Source organism: Haladaptatus paucihalophilus DX253 (assembly GCF_000376445.1).
Lineage (GTDB): Archaea > Halobacteriota > Halobacteria > Halobacteriales > Haladaptataceae > Haladaptatus > Haladaptatus paucihalophilus.
On record NZ_AQXI01000002.1, the window covers coordinates 244,225 to 265,073 of the forward strand.

Below are 20,849 nucleotides of genomic sequence, written 5' to 3' on the forward strand. Positions count from 1 at the left end.
ACCCACAGGAGGTGACCGTTCTATGTGTGGCATCATCGGGTGTGCGGGGGACGACGGCGACATGGTTCCGACGTTGTTGAACGGACTGGCAAAGTTGGAGTATCGCGGATACGACTCGACGGGGTTGGCGGTCAGCGGGTCCGATATCCGAGTCGTCAAGCGCGAAGGGGACCTCGACGAACTCGTCGGGACGGTCGATTCGGAGTTCGACCGCGGCGGCGCGGCAGGTATCGGCCACACACGGTGGAGCACGCACGGAAAGCCGTCCGACGAGAACGCACACCCGCACACGGACTGTGCGGGCCGGGTCGCGGTCGTGCACAACGGTATCATCGAGAACTATCAACTCCTCCGCGACGAGTTACAATCGTTGGGTCACGAGTTCGAGAGCGAAACAGACACGGAAGTCGTCCCGCACCTCATCGGTCACTACTTGGACACCGGGTTGGCGCGGAAGGACGCGTTCCGTCGAGCGGTCGAAAAGTTGGACGGAAGCTACGCGCTCGCGGCGGTATTCGACGACCACGACGAAGTGATGGCGACGAAAAAGGATTCGTCGCTCGTCCTCGGCGTCGGCGACGGGACGTACGTGGCGAGCGACGTGACCGCGCTCGTCGGGCACACCGATACCGTCGTCCACCTGCACGACGGGGAGTTCGCCTTCCTTACCGAAGACGGTTACACCATCGTCGATGAGAGCGGGACGCCGCAGTCGAAGACGGGGACGGAAATCGAGTGGGACGCGGAGTCGGTCACCAAGGGCAGCCACGACCACTACATGCGAAAAGAGATTCACGAACAGTCGAACGCGCTGCGCGAGTGCCTTCGTGACCGGTTTTCGACGGGGGATTCCGTCTCACTCGACGCCATCGAGGACGGCTACCGTCCGGAGTCCGTCCACCTCGTCGCGTGCGGAACGAGCTATCACGCGGCGCTCTACGGAGCGAAGCTGTTGCGAAAGCGAGGGATCCAGGCGCAGGCGCATCTGGCGAGCGAGTACGCGCTGTCCCCGCCACCGGTACGGGACGGGGCGCTGGTCGTCGGCGTCACCCAGAGCGGCGAGACGGCGGACACGCTCAGTGCGCTCCGAACGGCCACAGCGGAGGGTGCGCGTACGCTCGCGCTGACGAACGTCGTGGACAGCACCGCGGCGCGCGAGTGCGACGACGCGCTCTACATCCGGTCGGGACCGGAAATCAGCGTCGCCGCCACGAAGACGTTCGCCAGCCAACTCGTCACGCTCGTGCTGTTCGCGCTCCAGTCGTCCGGTCAGACGAGTGACGAGACGGAGCGGCTCCTCTCGGCGCTCACCGAACTGCCGGAACACGTCCAACGCCTCCTCGAAACGACGGCGGCACCGACGACGGCCCGCCGATTCGCGGACAGTTCCGGCTACTTCTTCATCGGCCGGGGGGTGCAGTATCCCGTCGCGTTGGAGGGCGCGCTCAAGATGAAGGAGATAACCTACGAGCACGCGGAGGGGTTCGCCGCGGGCGAACTCAAACACGGGCCGCTCGCGCTCGTGACGGAGGACACGCCCGTCTTCGTCTCAGTCGTCGGCGACGACGAAACCGCCCGGAAGACGGTCGCCAACGCGAAGGAAGTGAAAGCGCGCGGCGCGCCGCTCGTGGCCGTCACCGACGGCGTGTCGTCCATCGACCGCTTCGCGGACGAGGTTCTGACGATTCCGCGAACGAATCGCACGCTCGCGCCGATACTCGTCAACGTGCAGTATCAACTGCTCGCGTACCACACGGCCGACCACCTCGGCCGCGACATCGACAAACCGCGAAACCTCGCCAAGAGCGTCACCGTCGAGTGACGTTTCCGCGACCGCTTCCGGTGGCGGACAGCCCCGCCGCTGGACCGCGACCGGTATCGACAGAACAGGTGCCGCTCCCGCGCGGCGTGGTAATGACGAGGGGGTCGCGGCCGTGCGCCGAGTAGACGACGTTTCGCCGGGCGACCCAGCGGTCGTAGCGGCGCGTCGTGACCGCGGTCGGGGATGACGGAAACAGTTGCGCCCCGACCGTCGTCCACGAGCGCTGTGCGACGACCGGGCAGTTCGGCGGCGGCCCGTTCCCGTGGAGCCACCCGTACAGCGGCGTGTATCGCGCGTCGGCCCGGCCCGGATAGTAGTTCGTCGAGAGGATGACCACGTGTCCGTCGCCGACCCACCCGCCGTCGATTTCGTTCGAGGCGAACGTCGCGGTGGCGAACTCGGACGGCGTTACCGTCGGTTGAGCGGACGTGGCGTGCAGGCCCGCGAAGGCGACTGGAACGCTCGCGACCACACAGAGCGCGAGAAGCGGAACCGCGAGTCGGCGGACGGCGGTCCGAACCGCGGTTTTCGACGTTCGACGGACGCCGACATCGACGACCGCCAACGACGCGAGCGCGCACATGGAGAAGTGGGTGAATATCTGGCTTCGGACGGCGAGCGACTCGTACTCGTGCGTGAGGGAACCGGTCAGCGCGAACCCGATGAGGACGAGCGGGGCGGCGAGGAGGGAACCGACGACGACGGCGGGCCCTCCCGCGTCGGACGCCCGCGGCAATCCCCACGCAGCCAGCAGGCCGATACCCGCGATCGGAAGCAATAACGCGAGTTGGAGCGCGTCCGTTCCGGCCGTGCCGGGGAAGATGGGAAGAAAGTGATTGGCGACCAACAGCGTCACCACGCCGACGATGAGGCCCGCCGGAACGAGGCGCTGGACGGTCGTTCCCACGGACGGGAGCAGCGAGACGAACGCCACGAGGAAGACCAACCACGCGAGAAACAGGCCGGGAAGCGAGGAGACGTAGCTGGCCTCCGCCAGACCCGTGAACTGATAGTAAGCCACCGTGAACGTCCAGAAACCGACGAGGACGACGATGCCGAAGGCGACCCGGCGCGTCGTCGGTCGTCGGAGCGAGCGGACGAACACGGCGAGCAACGCGAGCGCGGCGACCATCGCGCCGAGATTGTGCGTGAACGGCAGGAACGCGACGGACACGAGCGTCAGCGCCATCCACGCCGGGCGTTCGGTCCGGAGCGCCCGGTAGAACGCGATGACGGTCACGAGGACGAGCGCGTGGCCGAGCATCTCGCTGCTGACGGCGGCCGAACGACCGAGGTAGACGCCCTCGGCGGCCAACGCCAACCCGGCGAGGGTGGCCGCGATTCGCGTGTGCGACGGCTTCCAGTCGCGCCGAGCACAGACGCGGCGGACGACGCTCACGACGACGAGCGCGGGAACCGTCCCGATGACCGCGACGAGGAACTGCGAGACGGCGAGCGGACCCGCGCCGGTCGCCTGACTCACCCCGGTCAGGTACGCGGCGAAGACGTACTCGTCGGGGTTGAGAAAGCGACCCGCTGCAGCGAGGTGTCCCGCGGCACCGGCCTTTCGTGCCAGCGCGGCGAAGTGGTAGCCATCGACGTTGTACGGCAGGGACGTCCAGTGGAGCGGGAGCGTCCGCATCGCCACGCCGACGAGGAACACCGCGAGGCCGATGAGCAGGTAGCGACGTCGGTCAGTCATCCGCGTCACCCCCAGAATCGGGGTCGCGTGCGTGTCGGGGAACCGCCGACAGGAGCGCTCCCGGTTGCGCGGTCGTGAGCGCCGCGACGGCGAGGACGGCGCTGAGACACATGACGCCGACACCGCCGACCACGGCACCGGCGATGACGCGCGGATTCAAGACTGGCGGAATGCGGATGCCGTAGAGCACGAGCAGGTCGTGGTTCGCCAACAGCGCGAGCACGCCGAGCGCGAGCGCGAGCGCCACGACGGTTGCGACCGCGCCGACCACGGCCGCGTCCACGAGGACGGTTCGGAGGAGACTGAGCGGCGACGCCCCCGTCGCTCGATGGACGCCGAACACGCGTCGGCGCGAGTGGACGGTGTAGGCGACGGTCGCCGTCGTGCTCCCGACGGTCATCAGCCCGGCCAAGCAGACGAAGACGGCGACGAGGAGGTTGAGGTTGCCGAACGCCGTCGAAATCGCGCGGCCGATGCCCGTCTCGCCGCTTGCCCCGCTGCTGGCGAGCGCGGTGGCGATTCGGTCGTCGCCCGTGACGCGGTAGGTCGCCGTTCCCAGTTCCCGTCCGTCGGCGGTCACCCGAACCGCGTGCGACCCGGGGGGTTGGCGACCGAGGCCGACGCTCACCGTCGTTCGCGCGCCCGGTTCGAGCGTGACCCGGCGGGTGGTCCGCTCGCCGTCGGCGACGAGCGTCACCGTCTTCGAGAGGGTGGCGTTCCACGGATTGGTCAGCGTGAGGAGGCCGGTGGGACGGGTGAGGAGGGACGGCTTCGACGGCCGAACCCGAACGCGAGCGGAGAGGGAGCGCGGCGCGTCGCGCGAAACCGTCACCGTCTCGCGCGCCGTCCGTCCGCCGTGTGCGGCGCGAACGGTCGCGTTCCCCGTCGCGCCGAGTCGGACCCGTGCGGTGCCGTTCGAACCGGTCCGCACCGTCCGTCCGCCGACCGAAACGGTAGCGTCGGAAATCGGTGCGCCGCCGACGCCGAGTACGCTGACGAGGGGAGTGCTACCGGGCGGCGCTCGGGCCGGAAGGCCGCGGAGTTCGATGGCGTCGCGCGGAACGACGCGAATCGAGCGGGTCTGCCCGCCGACCGAAATTCGATGGCGGCCGAGTCGCGTCGCGCGAACCCGGACCGCGACCACCCGATGTTCGTGCGGCCCGAGCGTGACGGACGTAGCGCGCGTTCTGCCGTCGATTTCGACGGTCAGGGTTCGAGTCACGCGGGACGAGCCGAGGTTTTCGACCTGCACCCGAACCGGGACGGTGGCGTTTCGCGGGACCCGTTCGGGCGTCGAGACGCCGACGACGACGGCCGTGTCGCGGTCGGTGGCGACGGTCCCCGTCGTCCGAATCACCTGCACCATCCCGCGGTCCACGCGGGCGAGGTGGCGGGCCGTTTCGAGCGAGACGACCAGTTGGTCGTCGAAGGGACCCGGCGCGCGGTACTCGCCGACGATTTCGACGCGGGTCACGCCCGGAACCGTGCTGCCGCCGAGGGTGAGCGAGTCGTTCGCCGTCACGCCGAGGGTTCGGGCGAGGTCGGCGCCGATGACGGCTTCGCCGGGGTCGTCGGGCCGTCGCCCGCGGACGAGGGTCGCGTTCGAGACGCGCTCGAACGCCCCGTAGTTCGCCCCCCGAACCAGCATCGGTCGGCCGTCGCGGACGGCGAACGCGAGGATTTCGGGGCTGGCCGCGGTTCCGTGGTCGCGGAGCGCCGTCGCGTAGCTCTCGGGAACGCGGCTGTCTATCGGGTGCGACGCACCCGGTTGGGCGACCGTCGTCCCGCCGGTTCGGACCATCGGCGTGACGACGCCCGCGATGGACGCGACGACGACGACGACCAGACAGAACGCCGCGAGGGGCGCGACGCTCGGGACGAGGATTCGCCAGTCGAGCAATGAGAGGGACCGACCGCGGGAGAGCGAATCGGCGAGACGGGCGCTCCACCCCGCCCCGTCCCGCGGAGACAGCGACCGGACGGGTGGCCCTCGGGTACAGGCGCGTGCGGCGAGATACCCGGCGAACGCGCCGACGACGACGACGACGCCGTACAGCGGCAGGAGTATCGCCACGGCGCGAGGGGAGACGCGAATCGAGAGCGACGTCGGCATGTGCAGGTACACGGCGGCGTTGACGGCCGTCCGCGTCACGACGACGCCGACGGCGTACCCGAGGGCGGTGCCGACCGCGGTCAGCGCCCCCGACCTGAGCGCGTACAGGCGGCGAATCCGGGTCGGGCGGTCCCCGGTGGCTCGGGCGACGAAAATCGTCCGCCGCCGGTCGTAGGTGTGCATCCGCGTGACGCCGTAGACGGTGACGCCGACGAGGACGCCCGCCCCCGCCGCCGTCAACCCGAGGACGGTGACGACCTGCCGCATCCCGGCGAGGAAGAACGCGAGCGCCGACCGGAGCGGAACGCCGCCGGGTGGGACGGAGGCGGAGGAGGCGGCTGACGCCGGTTCGACGACGAACGCGCCCATCGTGCCGAGCCGCTCGACCACCGACTCGTTCGTCACGTACCACCGCGGCGGCAGGACCGACTCCGGCGCGTGTCGAGGCCGAACCGACAGCGACAGTCGAGCGTCCCGCCCGCGAACGACGCGCTTCGTTTCCGACCCGACGTCGCCCGTCGCTCCGCCGGACTCCGGCGGACAGGGAATCGTGACTGACGACCGGCGGTCGAACGACGTCGCTTGCGGGCAGGCGACGCCGACGACGCGGGTGGCGGTCCCGTCCGCCTCCTCGACCGTCGCCGTGGGGAGAACCACCGCTTGGCCGTCCGCCGCGGCGCGGGCGCTCGAAACGGTCGGGTAGAAAGTCGCGTGGCCCTCGGTCGTATACTCCTTCGCCATGGAGGTCGTCTGCGCACCTGCGGCGAGGACGACGAGGGTCGTGCCCGTGAGGAACGCGACGGCCACGACGACGACGAGGACGGCGAGCGCGTCGCGGCGCGACCATCGACGGAGCAGGTGTCGTCGGTAGCCCACCGACTACCCCCGTCCCCGCGTCGTTTCGGAGCGGTTCGCAGTCTGAGTCGCCCAGAGGTGAATCTCCTGATCCGCGTTCTCGACGGTCGGCGTCGGCGGCACGGCCCCCTCGTACAGCAGGAACACGACGCGCTGATGGGGACCGCCGACCGACGACGGAACGGCGTACGGGATGGTGCGACTATCGCCAGCGTCGAGCGTGATGCGGCGCGTCGTGAGGGTCCGCCGCGTTCGAATCGACATCGGGTCGTTCGGTCGGACGCGCTGGTGTTGCACGACGACCGTGTAGCGAACCCGACGGTGTTCGTGGTTTTCGATGCCGATACTGCCGTCGAAATCGGGGGCCGCGACACCCGCGGACGGGACGGCAGTGGACGAGTTTCCGGTACTGAGGTAGAACTCGGTGTACGATTCCGTCCGCCCGAGTCCGCCGAGCGCCGTGCCGATGCTGACGAGCGCGGCGACGAGGAGCAAGACTAACACGACGTTCAGCACGCTGTCGAGGCGCGTTTCCGCCCTCCGAATCCGGAAACGGCGGAGCGTGCGCTTCGGGGACGGGAAGCCGACGGAGCGGCGCTCGGGGCGCCGACGCGCGGCCGCGGCCACCGAGACGAGGAGGGTGAACCCGGCGGTCGAGAACAGCACCGGAACGGGTCGGATGCCGACGCCCGACCCGTCGAGACCCAGCGCGACCGCCGCGACGACGAGCACGCTCGCCACGACGGAGAACCCGACGCGCTCGAACCCGTCGAGTCGGGTATCGTCGGTCGTTCCGTCCCCGGGCGGAAACAGCGCGGAAAGCAGGACGTAGCCAGGGAAGAAGAGAACGAGGGGAAGCGTCAGAACGAGTCGAATCGGTTGAGCACCGATGAAAGGGACGAACGGCGACCCGGCCGCGAGAACCGAACACACGTCCACCGCGACGAGGTCGGCCGATGACCGAAGGTCGAACCCGGACGCCGACGTGGACGTATCACTCATTCACCAAGCGGACGACAGCCGTCGTCAAGAATCCTTCTGAAAATCCGACACATATCTCCGTGCGAACAACGGCTGATTTTACCGGCTGAATCGACGGGACCACGCGATACGACCGGTCAGAGTCAGTAAGCCGGTCGAACGGCAAAAATCGGAGGAGAGCGTTCGCCCGTCGAGCGTCGATGAACCGGGAGAAAAGTCGTCGCCCCCGGCACGCATTATTAACTGAACCGTATCATTTTACTATATTTGCTATAATTATGACCCATTTTAGCAGCTACAGTAATAACAGTTGGCCGAGAACGGGAAAACGAGATGAACGACATCGGCACGATTCCGACACGAAGTCCGATGGTACCCTCCGAAGAGAGAAATCGGCGTCCGACCGACCCGCTCGACGAATCGAACGACCGCGACGGATTCGAAATCCGTCCGAGCGACCGGTGACGATGCCGGGAGACGTACTCGTCGTTGGCGGTTACGGCGCGGTTGGTCGCGTCGTCAGCACCCGACTCGTCGCGGACGCGCCGGGGCGGGTCGTCGCCGCCGGACGAACGGCAGAGAAAGCGAAGCGGTTCGCGGCGTCGGTCGAAGGACTCCGGCCCGGTGTCGTGGATACCGAGGCCCCCGCGACCTTCGACGACGTTCTCGACGGCGTTTCCACTGTCGTCGTGTGCCTCGACCAAGGCGGTCCGGCGTTCGCCGCCGCGTGTCTGGAGCGGGGAATCGACTACGTGGACGTGTCACCGACGGATACGCACCTTCGGGAGATAGAAGCGCTCGACGACACGGCCCGTGAGACGGGCGCGTCGGGCGTCCTCAGCGTCGGCCTGTCGCCCGGCATGACGAACCTGTTCGTCGCCGAGAGCGCCGGAGCGCTCGAAACGGTGGACCGAGCGGACATCACCCTCCTGCTGGGGGTAGGCGAGTCGTTTGGTCCGGACAGCCTCGAATGGACGGTCGGGGCGGCCAGCACTGACTTCGCGGTGAAACGCGAGGGGCGACGGATGCCCGTTCAGGCGTTCACGGACCCGCGGACGGTCGTCCTGGCGGGATGGGGTCGCCGTCGGGCGTACCGCGCGAACCTCGCCGACCAGCACGTCCTCGCGCGGACGACGGACATTCCGTCGGTCGAGACGCGACTCTGTTACGATTCGCGGCTACTGACCGAATACGTCGCCGCGACGACGCGACATGGACTCGCACGACCGTTCGTGTCGCTCGTCGGGGCCGACCGCCTCGCGTCGCTCATCGACCGCGCGCCGTTCGGCGCGGCCGAGTCGGTCGTCCAGACTGAAGTCGTCGGAACCGCGAACGGGCGACGGAAACGGTTCGTTCGATGGGTTCGCGGCCCGAATCAGGCTCGAGCGACGGCGTTGGTCGCCACCACGACCGTCCGACGGTTGTGGGACGACGGTACGAGCGCCGGGGTGGGGCACCTCCACGAACTGTTCGCACCCGACCGGTTCGTGACGGCGCTTCGAGAAGCGGGGTACGCGGTCGGTCGGGAAGAAGCGCCGCCGGTGTAGGCGTCGGGGGAGAGACACCAACAAACGGCCGAGACAGTCACGAAAGCGTCGGTCAAGGGGGCGCTCGGCTCAGCCCTTTTCCCGACCGATGAGCACCATAGTCATAAACTAAACCACAAGATAGATTATGGAGTTGTCTAATTTCTATAGCTGAATAGAAAACTATGCGCCGTCGTCAATTCGTCCTCGCCTCCGGAATCGGAGCAGTTGCCGCGTTGAGTGGATGCCTCGGTAGCGACTCCTCCCCCCCTCCACGGAAATCGAGCGTCATCACGAACTTCGAGATGCAATCCGGGTCGCTCGTCATCGACCTCGTTGACAACCCGTGGCTCATGTCCCGGTACGACGGGAATCAGGGGTCCGCCGGGATGTTGAGTCCCGTCGGAATCGCAAACGCCAAAGGCAAGAACGGCGGTGGCGGCGGTCGGGGTGCAACCGGTCGCGGCTCGGGGAGCTACTCGTCCGCCCCGCGAACCGGCCACGGCTACGCGTGGTATCACGGCGGCGGCTACGCCGACGACTGGTACGACGACCACGACGACGAGGTGACCAGGTATCAGGTCGCAATCGCCACGCTCGGTATCGCCTACCTCGGCAGCACCGCGCAAATGCAGGACGACGCGCCGGACGCCGGGGCGGTCCCGTGGGACAAGACGTTCCAGAATCCGAGCGGCACCGTCGAATACGACGTTTCGGGTCGAAGCGACTTCTCGCGTGACGGCTGGTATCGCGTCGGTGCGAACGTCATGGACGCCGACAGCAATCACGACTTCCGCTGGGAGTGTTTCGACCTCGAAATCGACAGCGGCGTCGGCGATGGGTTCAGCATCGACGAAGAGTGGAAAGTGTCGCCGCGCATCTGAACGCGTCCGCGGTCCGCAACACGGCTAGCAACGGAAACGCAATGGAACCTCACATCCCCGCGATACATGGCTAAGAGGCGAACCGGAACGACGACGTTCCTCGTACTCACGTTCGTCGTGTCGTTCTGTAGCTTCGTCTACGAGTTCGTCTACTCCGAACTGCTGACGGTGATGTACGGCGAGACGGTGACCCAGTACGTCATCACCGTCGGACTGTACTTCTTCAGCCTCGGCATCGGTGCCGCGCTCTCCGACGACCTGAATCCCGACTCTCACGGCGGGAACTTCTTCCGGACGGAAGTGTTCCTCGCCGCCGTCGCCCCGGCGGGATTCCTGCTCGTCATCGGCCTCAACAGCGTGCGTATTCCCCCGGCCGTCCCGGCGGAACTGCTCTGGGTCGTCGCGCGTCTCCCCGTCGTCGCCGTCGGATTCCTCTCCGGGTTCGAACTCCCCCTGTTGACGCACATGGTGGACGAACTCGGAGACGACGGGGAAGCGGCCCCCGCGTGGCTCCGTCGCCTCGGCGGACGGGTACACGGGAGCGTCATCGCCGTCCTCCGTCTCTTCTGGGACGTAGAGCGCAAGACGGGGACGCGGAGCGGCCTCTCGGTTGTGCTGGCGATGGATTACGTCGGCGGCCTCGCCGGAGCGGTGCTGTACGCCAGAGTGCTCTATCCCGGCTGGGGACTCATCCCGACGATATTCGTCCTCGCGCTGCTCAACGCGGTCGCTGCGCTCGTCTTCATCGTCCGCTTCGGCGAGTGGTCGTGGACGCCGCTCGACGTTCGAGCGCCGCTCGTCCGTCGGGTTCCGACGGTGCTCCTCGTCGTCTGCCTGCTGTTGACCGTCTCGTACGGCGGCGTCGTCGCAAAGCACGACACGGCGGACGAACGGCTCTCGGAGCTCTACCTCGAACAACACATCGAAAACGAGTATCGACCGGGCGCGATGCGGGCCCAGGTCGTCTCGCAGGGGACGACGCCGTACCAGCACGTCATCCGGTACAAGCGCACGTGGACCGGTGCCGGACCGAATCCGTACTTCACCGGCGACACCGAACGGTGCCTCCGACTCGGTTCCGCGATACAGATGTGCGATAGCTGGGCGGACAGCTATCACAACGGGTTGGTCGACGTCCCGATGTCGATGTTCGAACGCGGCCCGGAGACGAAGGTGCTCGTCGTCGGCGGCGGCGATTGGGTCGCCATCGACCACCTCCGGAAGTACGACGTCACCGTCGACCAGGTGGACCTCGACGCCGAGTTCATGAACCGGACGAAAAACGACCCGTTCTTCAGCCGATGGCACCACGACTCCTACGAGTACGAGCGGCTGAACACGACCATCGCCGACGGCTACCAGTACCTCCGGAAGACGGACGAGCAGTACGACCTCGTGCTCCTCGACATCCCCGGAGCGACGAACGACGACCTGCTCAAACTCTACTCGAAGGAGTTCTACGGTTCGGTGCGTCGCCACCTCACCTCGGACGGCGTGCTGGTGACGTGGACGTATTCGGCCGACAGCTACCCCGAACACCACAAGGCGTTCGTCAACACGGTCGGTGCCGCCGGGTTCACCCGCCAACTGCCGTACTGGGCGTGGGAGGACATCGACAGCGACGGCGAGACCGAACGCATCGAGCGATTTTACGTGCTCGCACCCGGCGACCGACGGCCGCTCGGCGTCGAAAACGGAACCGCGTACGTGAATCGATACGCCGACCGGTACCGCGACCGCCGCTGGCAACCGGTGCCCCACTACCGCGGCGTCCGGGTGAACACCATCTTCCACCCGAACTACGACATCCTCATCGACACCTAACCATGCCCTCCGACACGCACGACACGGACCACACGCCCACGACGCTGTACTTCGGGTACACCAGCGACGCGCCCGACCTCGCGTCGCTCGACGTGAAGACCGTCCATCCCGACACGCTGCTCGGCCGCCCGGCGGTGTTCACCGTCATCGGCGAGTCACACTACGTCGGCCTCCCTGAACTCGGGTTCCACGAACTCTGTTCGTGTACGTCAATCACCTCGGAGACGGCGCACGAGACGCCGCTTTCGACCGCCGTCGAGCGCGAGTTCCGGTTCGACGGCGAGCGCGTCGGCGCGACGACGGTCGTCGAAGGACGACCCATGAGCGCGTTTCCCGGCCCGAACGCGGCGACGGTCGCCTACCGATTCGGTCCCGACGCGTGGACCACGATTCTGGTCGGCGACGCCGGATACGAGACGTACCACACCTACCCGGAACACGACCTCGCCCTCTACACCGAGACGGAACTGATTCGACAGCACGAACCACCCGCGACACCGGCCGGTGCCGCGAATCCACACCCAACGGAGTGACACACGATGGCAAACAACCAGACGCAGACGACGTACAGTGGAGATATCACGCTCAACGGCTCGAACCGACCCCCGGTCGAACTCTGGGACCCCGGCGACGTGTTCGTGGCGAGCGATAGCGTCGGCGGCGATTTCGACGTTCGCAACGCGGAGTACGTCTTCACCCACCACGCCGTCGATGGCGACGGCGACGTCGCGGACGCGGAAACGACGATTCGGGGGGACATCGAGGACGGCTACGTCGAGCGCGCCGACGGCGACGTTCGAATCATCGACGCGGAGGACGTGTTCATCGCCGCCGATGCGGTCGATGGCGGGTTCTCGGCCCCCGGCGCGGAGAACGTCTATTCCGACGGCGTGTCGCCGACGGCGACGCCGGACGAGTACGACGTTTCGACGCTCGGCTGGCAGCAGTCGGGGAGCGCGAGCGATCCGTCGGTCGGCGTCTACGCGGTCGGCATGGAACACGAAATCGAAGTGACGGGGGCGCGGACCGACCTCGAACTCTACCTCGTCGGGCACGGCCACGACGTGACGGTCACGGGACGGAGCGCCGACCTCGCGGTCCACTTCGTCGGCTACGACAACACCGTCCACGTCGGTCCGTATCTCACGACCGACGTCGTTTCGGACGCTGGATTCGACAACGAAATCGACGCCGAACCGTATCCCACCGAGGACCTCATCGAGATGTCCCGGAGCGAAGCCTACTCGAACGCGGGATTCGGCCGGAGAAAAGTGACGTTTCAGGTTCCAGCGGACGACGACGAGGAGTGGTGTCCCAACTGCGGGGCGGCGGCCGACGCCATCATCGAGCGACACCAGATGGAGGCGTTCTTCCTGTTCGGCAGACCCGTGCGGACGTACGACCGGAGCACCAACCCGGCGCGCGAGTGCGAACAGTGCTCTCCGAACGCGGTTCACGCCGAACTGTCGCCGGAAGAACGACGCTCGATCCTGGATTGAAGCGCGCGTTCTACATAAACTATATATCTAATGCCTAATAAATGAAGGAAGTACGAACCATCCGCCCCGTCTCGGCCGACGGTCCGCGGGGCGGGACACGGACGCTACACAGTTATGTCGAGAAATGAGCCACAACCGGCCTTGATGTCGTCAACGACCTGTCGATACACGTTCGACCCGGCGACGCAGACGGACGCGCAACTCCAGACCACGTGGGAGTGCCCGCACGAGGCCCACTCGGAAAGCGAATACTGCGTGTTCCACATGAGCCGGAACGAGCGCGCGACACACGACGTCACGGCCGACGATATCGTCGAAGTCCTCCGGTCGAACCTCCAATCGGCGGACACCCGCGTCAACGAGTACGTCGGGGCGGACCTGCCCCACCTCTCGCTCACGTATCAGGACGTCAACGGAACGACGAACCACGTCCTCAACTTCCAGCACGCGAGCATCGACGGACTGGATTTGACCCACGGACGCCTCGACCAAGGACTCATCCTCCGCGAGGCGAGCATCGGTCGTCTCAAGTTCGAGGATTCGGTCGTCACGGGCACCGTCGATGCGAGAGAGCTGACGGTGCGGGAGAACGTCACGACGGACGAGGCGACGTTCGAACAGGACGTGCGGTTCGAGGGTGCCGTGTTTCAGGGCGACGTCGACTGCGACGAGACGGTGTTTCGCTCGGACACGAGTTTCGCGGACGCGACGTTCAACGGCGTCGCGCACTTCCGCAACGTCGAAACCAGCGGCAGCAGCCACGTCCTCGACGACCACATCTCGTTCGCGGACGTGACGTTCCGCGACGACGCGAGTTTCCGACAGGCGACGTTCGATTACGTCACGTTCGAAGGGGCTGAGTTCACCGCCGGGTCCGACTTCGAACACGTCAACTTCAGCGGCGACGCCCGCTTCGACGGCGTGACGTTCCACCGGATGGCCGACTTCGACGAAGCGCGGTTCGACGACGACGTGAGTTTCACCGACGTTCGCTTCATGCAGTTGGCCGAATTCCGCGGCGTCGAGTTCAACGGCGGCAGTCGGACGACGAACGACGACGTGACGTTCGAAGGGGCGACCTTCGAGGGCGAAGCGGACTTCAAACTCGCGCGCTTCCGGTTTTCGGACTTCGAGGGGACGACGTTCAAACGCTCGGTCAACTTCGACCGCGCGACGTTTCGAGCGCGCACCGACTGCCAACGCCTTCAGGTCGCCGGGGAGATTCAGCTCGACGGAGCGGTGTTCGAACAGGAGGTCGATTTCACCGAAAGCACCGTCGGCGACGATATCGTCGCCGTCGAAACCGAGTTCAAGGGGGACGCGACGTTCGAACGCGTCGCGTTCAATGGCCGCGCGCGGTTCGACGAAGCGCGGTTCAACGAGGATGCGAGTTTCCGCGGCGCGACCTTCGACGGCCCGGCGGAGTTTCGCGGGGCGGTGTTCGAAGGCGAGGCGCGCCACATGGAGGAGAACGCGTCGTTCAAGGAGGCGACGTTCCGCGACGACGCGGAGTTCGAGGCGGCGAACTTCACCAACGTCTCGTTCTGGGACGCGACGTTCCACGGGTCCTGTGACTTCCGCCGCGCGGTCGTCCACGAGACGGCGAACTTCCGCCTGCTCGGCGGCGACCGCGAGACGTACATCGACTTCACCGACGCGACGGTCAACGGCGGGACCATCACGCAGGTCGGCGGCAACGCGATTCCGTACGATTTCACGCGCGCGACCGTCGGCAGCGTCCAACTGGACGGCGAGGGGAACGAACACGAACTCCTCGACCACTTCCGGTTCTGCCTCACCGACTTCGATCACTTCGATTTCAGTAACCACCACGTGTACCTCGAACGCAACGACTGGACGATTCACGATTTCGTCGGGAACAGCGCCACCGGCCAGTTCGCCGTCGAGATGAACAACGAGATAATCGAGGAGACGTACCGGAAGGCACAGGAGAGCGCCGATGCGGTCGGCGATACGCCGACGAGCAGGGAGTTCGAGTTCAAACACTACTACTACAACCGCAAGAAGAACCTCGACATCATCCTCAACGAGTACTCGCTGAACACGTGGGCGCGGGGCAAGAAGGCCGCGAGCGTCACGCTCAACTTCTTCATGCAGATAACCTGCGGTTACGGGAACCGACTGCCGCGAATCGCCGCGCTCACCTTCCTCCTGCCCGCGCTGTTCGGCGTCCTCTACGCGCTCGGCGGGCCGTTCCTGACGCAGGCGGGCAGCGTCTTCCACCCGGCGGAGGTCGGGAAGTCGTCACCGGAAATCCTCTTCGACACCGTGTACTACAGCTACATCAGCTTCAGCACGGTGGGCTACGGGGACATCAACCCGCTCGGGCACGTGGCGCGGGTGCTCGCCGCGAGTCAGGGGATGTTGAACGGGTTGTTCTTCACCCTCCTCACGTTCACGCTGTTCAAGCGCGTCCTCGGCGGCAACTGATGCAGGGTCGGGGGATCGCTCGACGCGGGGTCGGCCCGCGGGTCACGTTTCGTCGTGACTCTCGTCCTCGGTTTCGAGCGCGTACTGGCTGTCGTCGATGTGTTCGAGCCGCCGTTCCGTCTCTTCGAGGAGCCGATTGCCGACCTCGGTGCTGACGATGCCCCGTTCCATCGCCGCCTTGATGCCGACGATTTCGTATCGAACGACCTCGGCTTCCGCGGTGAGTCCCTCCTTCTCTCGCAGATGTGGATGTTCGTCGAGCAGCGTCGAGATAGCGCGATTCAACCGCCGTTTCTGGGACGTGTATCGCGTGTCGATGTTTTCGTATATCTCCGCGGAGATGTCGTCCCGTTCGTGGAGTTCTTCGGCACCCGCGAGGGCGGCGTTGACGCCGTGTAACCGCCCCATGAGGAGTTCGTACCGGCGTTCGGCCGCGGAGGTGATGACGATTCCGAGTCGCTCGATGAGCCGTCCCATCGTCAGGCCGTTGACGACGAGGGTGACCGCGGCCACGCCGAACACGATCGCGGAGAGTTCCTCCCGGAGGGCGACCGGAAGACTCCGCGGCAACCCGAGAACGAGCGCGATAGGAACGGAGGCGTGGATGCCGCTCCAGACGATAACGTGCTGGTACGACCGGGGAATCGTGCTCGTGAATCGCCTGTTCAGCAACGCGACGAGCGGGTAGACGACGACCGCCCGCGCCAGAAAGACGAGGACGACGGCGACCAGAATCTCACCGGCGTACCGTTCGAGCAGGTCGAGCGGGGTTGCGACGCCGATGGCGACGAAGATGACGGTGTTCGCGATGAACGCCGCGCTCGCCCAGACCGTTCCGAGCGTCAGCCGCGTTCGCGCGCTCACCGCGTCACGGGTTCCGTGCGTGCCGACGACGAGACCGGCACCCAGCACGGCGATGACGCCGCTGACGTCGAGGTGCTCCGCGAGGACGTACACGCCGTACGCGAGGACGACGGTGAAGACGATTCCCGTCATCGGTTGGTCCACGAGGATGAGGAGACGATAGGCGACGTACCCAGCGACCAGGCCGATGAACGTGCCGCCGACCATCGCGATGACGATGCCGAACCCGACGTCCCTGACGACGAGCGAGGGTGTGATCAGCTCGGTGGCGGTGACGTCTCGAACGCGTGCTTCGAGGAGGACGGAGAGGAGGACGGAATACAGCACGATGCCGACGCCGTCGTTCAGAATGCTCTCCCCTTCGGTGAGCACCGACAGCCGTTCCGGTGCGCCGAGGTCCTCGAACAGGGCGACGACCGAAACGGGGTCGGTCGGCATCGCAATCGCACCGAGAAGAAGGGCGACGGCCACGGAGAGTCCGAGCAGTTGCGAACCGAGGACGCCGACGATGGCGACCGACACGACGAGGCCGACGACTGCGAGCACCAAAATCGGAACGACGTCCTCGCGTAGCTGTTCGGTGTCGATGTTCATCGCGCTTTGAAATATCAACGTCGGCAGGATGACGAGCAGAATGAGTTGGTTCGAGAGCGGCGTCGTCAGCGGAAGGTCGAGAACGGAGACGGCCAACCCCGCCAGAACGAGGCCGACGGTGTACGGGATGCGAACGATTTTCGTCGTGAACGTCCCGACGACTCCCGCGATGACGAACACGGCGAGAAGCGTGAAAAGATGCGATTCGAGACTCCCCGCTGCCTGAATCCCCCCGGAAACCATCGTCCGGGATACACGTTCTTCAGGGGGTTAACTATGGGTGGACAAACCGACTTTCGACGGCGGTGCGCATTTCCGCCACGTTCCCGTAGGGGACGACATGCGACTCACCGTGTACGGCCCGCTTCGGAGCTCGACGGGCGAAAAGACGGTTTCGATGGCGTTCGACGGAGGGACCGTCGAGGACGCGCTCGCCGTCTTCGTCGAGCGATACCCCCGATCGGAGACCCAGTTGTTCGACGACGACGGGAGCCTCCGAACCAGCGCTCGCATCTCCGTGAACGGGGAGCGGGTCGAGGTAGACGATGCGTGCCCGGCCGACGCGGAAGTGACGGTGTTTCCTGCCGTACAGGGCGGACGTACCGATGGACAGGGTAGACCTACCGACGGATAAGGTGAACCGACCGACGGAGCGTCGAGAGACGAATTCCGTTTCACGGGAGAGCCCCGGACGAATCGCGGAAAATCGAAGAACACTCGGAAGTAGGAGAGCGCTCAGCGGTCGTACTGTGCGCGAACCAGGTCGGCGAGGCCGCGCTCTTCGAGGCGGTCCATCGGCGCGAGCATCGTCAGTTGAACGACGCCGGGAAGGCGTCCGATTTCGACGCCGCCGGTGAACGTACACCGAGCGCGCACCTCCCCTTCGGTCATGTCGAGGAGCGCACCCGCGCGTTCGAAGGCGTTGTCCGTCGCGTCGTTGATTGTCGCGCCGCTGCCGACGACCTGTATCGGTCCCGTCTCGGCTATCGCTTCGACGTCGTACTCGTCGGCGAGGCGTTCGCCTCGTTCCATCTCCCGGTCCGTGTAGGGTTTGCTGATGTACGGCAGGTCCTCCTCGTTCGGCAACAGAAGCGGGCCGTCGATGTCGAGGCCTTTGATGACTTCGACCTCGAACTCGGCCCGTCCGCTCACGTCCGTCGTGTGAAGCGAGAGTTCGCCGTCGCCCTGATTCGCGTGCATGTCGCCGACGTACACGCCGCCGCCGTCGATTTTGACGGGGCAGACGAGGACGGCACCCTCGCGGACCGCGTTGATGTCCATGTGGCCGTCGGTGCGCTCCGCGAGTTCGTCCTCGTCGGCGAGTCCCCAGTCGTGATCCGCGCCGATGAGGAACTGGCCGAAGTCGCCCGCGTTGTGGGAGTCCGGCATCTCGATGGGCGGCGTCGTCCCGACGTTCCCGATGAACGGGCGGAGGTGACCGAGCGTCCCCGGCATCTCCGACGGTTCGTAGAGGAGGATGGGGTGCTGGCGGGAGTGTTCGGGCAGCGCCATCGCCTCGTCGGCCCGGTGCGCCAAGTCGTCGGCACCCTCCTCGCCGACGGTGAGTCCCACCGTCCGGTCGTCGTCGAAGGCGACCGTGTACCCGTACTCGAAGCCGAACGAGGAGGCGTTCGCGCCGCACTCGGCGCACTTTATCGACTCCTCGCCCGTCCCCTCGACGATGCTCTCGGGCCACTTCGTCCCGCACTCCGGGCACACGTGGTCCACGAAGGGGTCGTCGCCGAACGCGCCCTCACGTTCGCGCATGCTGCCGGTGCTGGTGGCGATGCTCGTCACCTCGATGTTCTTGATTTTCAACGCGATGGCGTCGCCGACTTCGGCGTTCTCGACGCGAATCGGTTGGGTAACTTCGTGGCCCCCTCTGAACTCGGGCGTTATCATCGGCCCCCAACACGCCGGTGGCGTGTGTGTTTTGATAGTTCCCCCGTCCGCGACGGTGCCCGCCCACTCCTGGTCCGGTCCCACGAGACCGAGCGTGTACCGGTCGACCGCGAGTTCTTGCTGGACTTCTTGCTGTGCCATGGTCGTCCGCTAGAGAGGGGCGGGATTATCTTAAACAATCGTGTGACTGTTCGGTCGGCGGCGCGACGAAATCAGCGCGCCGGGAACCGGTGTCGGCAATCAGTTAAGTCGGCTCGGAGTGACGGACAGAGGTGAGCGACGGTCCATGTACGATGACATACTCATTCCGACCGACGGCAGTCGAGGTGCCACCGCGGGTGCCCGCCACGGGTTGAACCTCGCACGCGCGTTCGATTCCCGAGTGCATCTATTGAGCGTCGTCGACGAGCGCGCGTACAGCGCGCGACTCGTCGATATCGACCGGGATATTCGAGAACACAGGGAGGCGCTCGAAGACCGCGCCGAGGAGGCGCTCGACGAACTGGCGGACCTCGCCGCCGATGCGAACGTGCAGTCCGAGCGCGTTGTCGAACACGGAATTCCCTCCGAGGCGATTCGGTCCTTCGTCGACGACCGGGATATCGACCTCGTTTCCATGGGGACGCACGGCCGAACGGGTCTCGACCGGTATCTGCTCGGCAGCGTCACCGAACGCGTGGTTCGAACGAGCGACGTTCCGGTCCTCACCTCCCGAGAGGCGGCGGAAAACGAGCGGAGTTACGACGCGATTTTGCTCCCGACCGACGGCAGCGATGCGGCCGCCGGTGCGGTCGAGCACGGACTCGCAATCGCGGAGCGCTACGGGGCCACCGTCCACGCGCTCTCGGTGGTCGACGTGCGACAATTGACCGGCATGTACGAGACGGATTCGTGGACGCCGCGGCTGTTGGACGTCGTTGAAGAGGCACGCGAGCGGTCGGTCGAGGGGGTCGCCGAACGAGCGAAAGACCGCGGACTCGACGTCGTAACGCACGTCGAACACGGTATACCGTCGAGCGTGATTCGGGAGTACGTCCCGGAGCAGGATATCGACCTCGTGGCGATGGGGACGCACGGCCGAACGGGTCTCGACCGGTATCTCATCGGCAGCGTCACGGAGCGGACCATCCGAACGAGCGACGTGCCGGTGCTCACGGTCCACCATCGGGAGTGACGGACGAGGCTATTTCCGCACGCGTCCCGAACAGCGTTCGATGAGTTCCATCACACTTCCCGAACCCGAGCTAGATGGGACGGTCAGCGTCGACCGCGCCATCGCGTGGCGGGCCAGTCGGCGGTCGTTCGGCGCGGCACCCGTGTCGCGGGAGGACGCGTCGCGCGTCCTGTGGGCGGCGCAAGGCGTGACGCACACGAGGGACGGCATCGAGATGCGCGCCGCACCGAGCGCCGGGGCCACCTATCCGCTCACCCTCTTTCTGGACGTCGGTCCTGACGGGGCGAAGGCGCTCCCGCCCGGCGTTTTCCGGTACGACCCGCCGAGCCACTCCCTCGAACGGATACGCGATACCTCCGTTCGGTCGGCGCTCACGAGCGGGGCGGGCGGGCAGGCGGTCGTGCGGGACGCCCCCGCGGTGCTCGTCGTCACCGCCGATTTCGAGCGAACGAGACGGGAGTACCCCGACCACGGGACTCGGTACGTGTACATGGAGGCCGGACACGTCGCCGAAAACGTCCAGCTCGTGTGCGAGGCGCACGACTTGTGTACCTGTCCCGTCGGCGCGTTTTCCGACGAGAGTGTAAAGAGAACTCTCGATTTACCCGCCGAACTCGACCCGGTGTACCTGTTGCCGTTCGGTCATCGGCGGTGAACG

16 protein-coding genes are annotated in these 20,849 nt (G+C 66.3%); 11 read left to right on the top strand and 5 right to left on the bottom strand.

The window, feature by feature from the left end:
- Window positions 1-22: 22 nt before the first annotated feature.
- Window positions 23-1,822, top strand: a complete 1,800-nt coding sequence (gene glmS / locus B208_RS0117410; RefSeq protein WP_018129023.1) for a glutamine--fructose-6-phosphate transaminase (isomerizing) — start codon at window positions 23-25, stop codon at window positions 1,820-1,822.
- Here glmS and B208_RS0117415 read toward each other — a convergent pair.
- Genes B208_RS0117415 through B208_RS0117425 form a run of 3 tightly spaced genes read right to left on the bottom strand, consistent with a single transcriptional unit; the run spans window position 1,809 to window position 7,494 of the window.
- Window positions 1,809-3,524, bottom strand: coding sequence for a hypothetical protein (locus B208_RS0117415; protein WP_007980930.1), 1,716 nt, complete (start codon window positions 3,522-3,524; stop codon window positions 1,809-1,811). The two genes, glmS and B208_RS0117415, sit on opposite strands and share 14 nt — an antisense overlap.
- On the bottom strand, window positions 3,517-6,513 hold the full coding sequence (locus B208_RS0117420) for an ABC transporter permease (RefSeq protein ID WP_007980931.1): 2,997 nt from the start codon (window positions 6,511-6,513) through the stop codon (window positions 3,517-3,519). The genes B208_RS0117415 and B208_RS0117420 overlap by 8 nt, the downstream gene beginning before the upstream one ends.
- Before the next feature lie 3 nt (window positions 6,514-6,516).
- Complete coding sequence (locus tag B208_RS0117425; RefSeq protein ID WP_007980933.1) at window positions 6,517-7,494, bottom strand: DUF1616 domain-containing protein; 978 nt, start codon at window positions 7,492-7,494, stop codon at window positions 6,517-6,519.
- Between the two features lie 312 nt (window positions 7,495-7,806).
- On the opposite strand from B208_RS0117425, the gene B208_RS24965 reads away from it, so the two are divergent.
- The 7 genes from B208_RS24965 to B208_RS0117460 all read left to right on the top strand — a co-directional run bounded on the left by B208_RS24965 (window position 7,807) and on the right by B208_RS0117460 (window position 15,657).
- Window positions 7,807-7,938, top strand: coding sequence for a hypothetical protein (locus tag B208_RS24965; RefSeq protein WP_007980934.1), 132 nt, complete (start codon window positions 7,807-7,809; stop codon window positions 7,936-7,938).
- Between the two features lie 2 nt (window positions 7,939-7,940).
- Window positions 7,941-9,020: a saccharopine dehydrogenase family protein gene (locus B208_RS0117435; RefSeq protein WP_232423852.1), complete on the top strand. Its 1,080-nt coding sequence runs from the start codon at window positions 7,941-7,943 to the stop codon at window positions 9,018-9,020.
- 164 nt (window positions 9,021-9,184) lie between these two features.
- Window positions 9,185-9,883: a hypothetical protein gene (locus B208_RS0117440; RefSeq protein ID WP_026177919.1), complete on the top strand. Its 699-nt coding sequence runs from the start codon at window positions 9,185-9,187 to the stop codon at window positions 9,881-9,883.
- Between the two features lie 66 nt (window positions 9,884-9,949).
- Window positions 9,950-11,707 (top strand): spermidine synthase, encoded by a 1,758-nt coding sequence (locus B208_RS0117445; protein WP_007980939.1) that lies wholly within the window; start codon window positions 9,950-9,952, stop codon window positions 11,705-11,707.
- A 2-nt stretch (window positions 11,708-11,709) separates the two neighbouring features.
- The gene (locus tag B208_RS0117450; protein WP_007980941.1) at window positions 11,710-12,240 is read left to right on the top strand and encodes a hypothetical protein; all 531 of its coding nucleotides are present in this window, start codon (window positions 11,710-11,712) and stop codon (window positions 12,238-12,240) included.
- Window positions 12,241-12,246: 6 nt separating this feature from the next.
- Window positions 12,247-13,206 carry a hypothetical protein gene (locus B208_RS0117455; protein ID WP_007980943.1) on the top strand — a complete coding sequence of 320 codons (960 nt, stop codon included), beginning with the start codon at window positions 12,247-12,249 and terminating at the stop codon, window positions 13,204-13,206.
- Window positions 13,207-13,350: 144 nt separating this feature from the next.
- A complete protein-coding gene (locus tag B208_RS0117460) occupies window positions 13,351-15,657 on the top strand; it encodes a pentapeptide repeat-containing protein (protein ID WP_007980945.1) in 2,307 nt (768 codons plus the stop codon).
- A gap of 42 nt (window positions 15,658-15,699) precedes the next feature.
- Here the strand turns inward: B208_RS0117460 and B208_RS0117465 are convergent, their stop codons facing one another.
- Window positions 15,700-17,358 (bottom strand): cation:proton antiporter, encoded by a 1,659-nt coding sequence (locus B208_RS0117465; protein ID WP_007980947.1) that lies wholly within the window; start codon window positions 17,356-17,358, stop codon window positions 15,700-15,702.
- A 97-nt stretch (window positions 17,359-17,455) separates the two neighbouring features.
- Here B208_RS0117465 and B208_RS0117470 point away from each other — a divergent pair, with 97 nt between their 5' ends.
- Complete coding sequence (locus B208_RS0117470) at window positions 17,456-17,749, top strand: ubiquitin-like small modifier protein 1 (RefSeq protein ID WP_171970532.1); 294 nt, start codon at window positions 17,456-17,458, stop codon at window positions 17,747-17,749.
- Window positions 17,750-17,850: 101 nt separating this feature from the next.
- On the opposite strand, the gene B208_RS0117475 is transcribed toward B208_RS0117470, so the two are convergent.
- Entirely contained in the window at window positions 17,851-19,158 is a 1,308-nt protein-coding gene (locus B208_RS0117475; protein ID WP_007980953.1) for an acetamidase/formamidase family protein, read from the bottom strand.
- Between the two features lie 145 nt (window positions 19,159-19,303).
- On the opposite strand from B208_RS0117475, the gene B208_RS0117480 reads away from it, so the two are divergent.
- Complete coding sequence (locus B208_RS0117480) at window positions 19,304-20,191, top strand: universal stress protein (RefSeq protein ID WP_007980955.1); 888 nt, start codon at window positions 19,304-19,306, stop codon at window positions 20,189-20,191.
- Window positions 20,192-20,231: 40 nt separating this feature from the next.
- Window positions 20,232-20,846: a SagB/ThcOx family dehydrogenase gene (locus B208_RS0117485; RefSeq protein WP_007980957.1), complete on the top strand. Its 615-nt coding sequence runs from the start codon at window positions 20,232-20,234 to the stop codon at window positions 20,844-20,846.
- Window positions 20,847-20,849 lie beyond the last annotated feature (3 nt).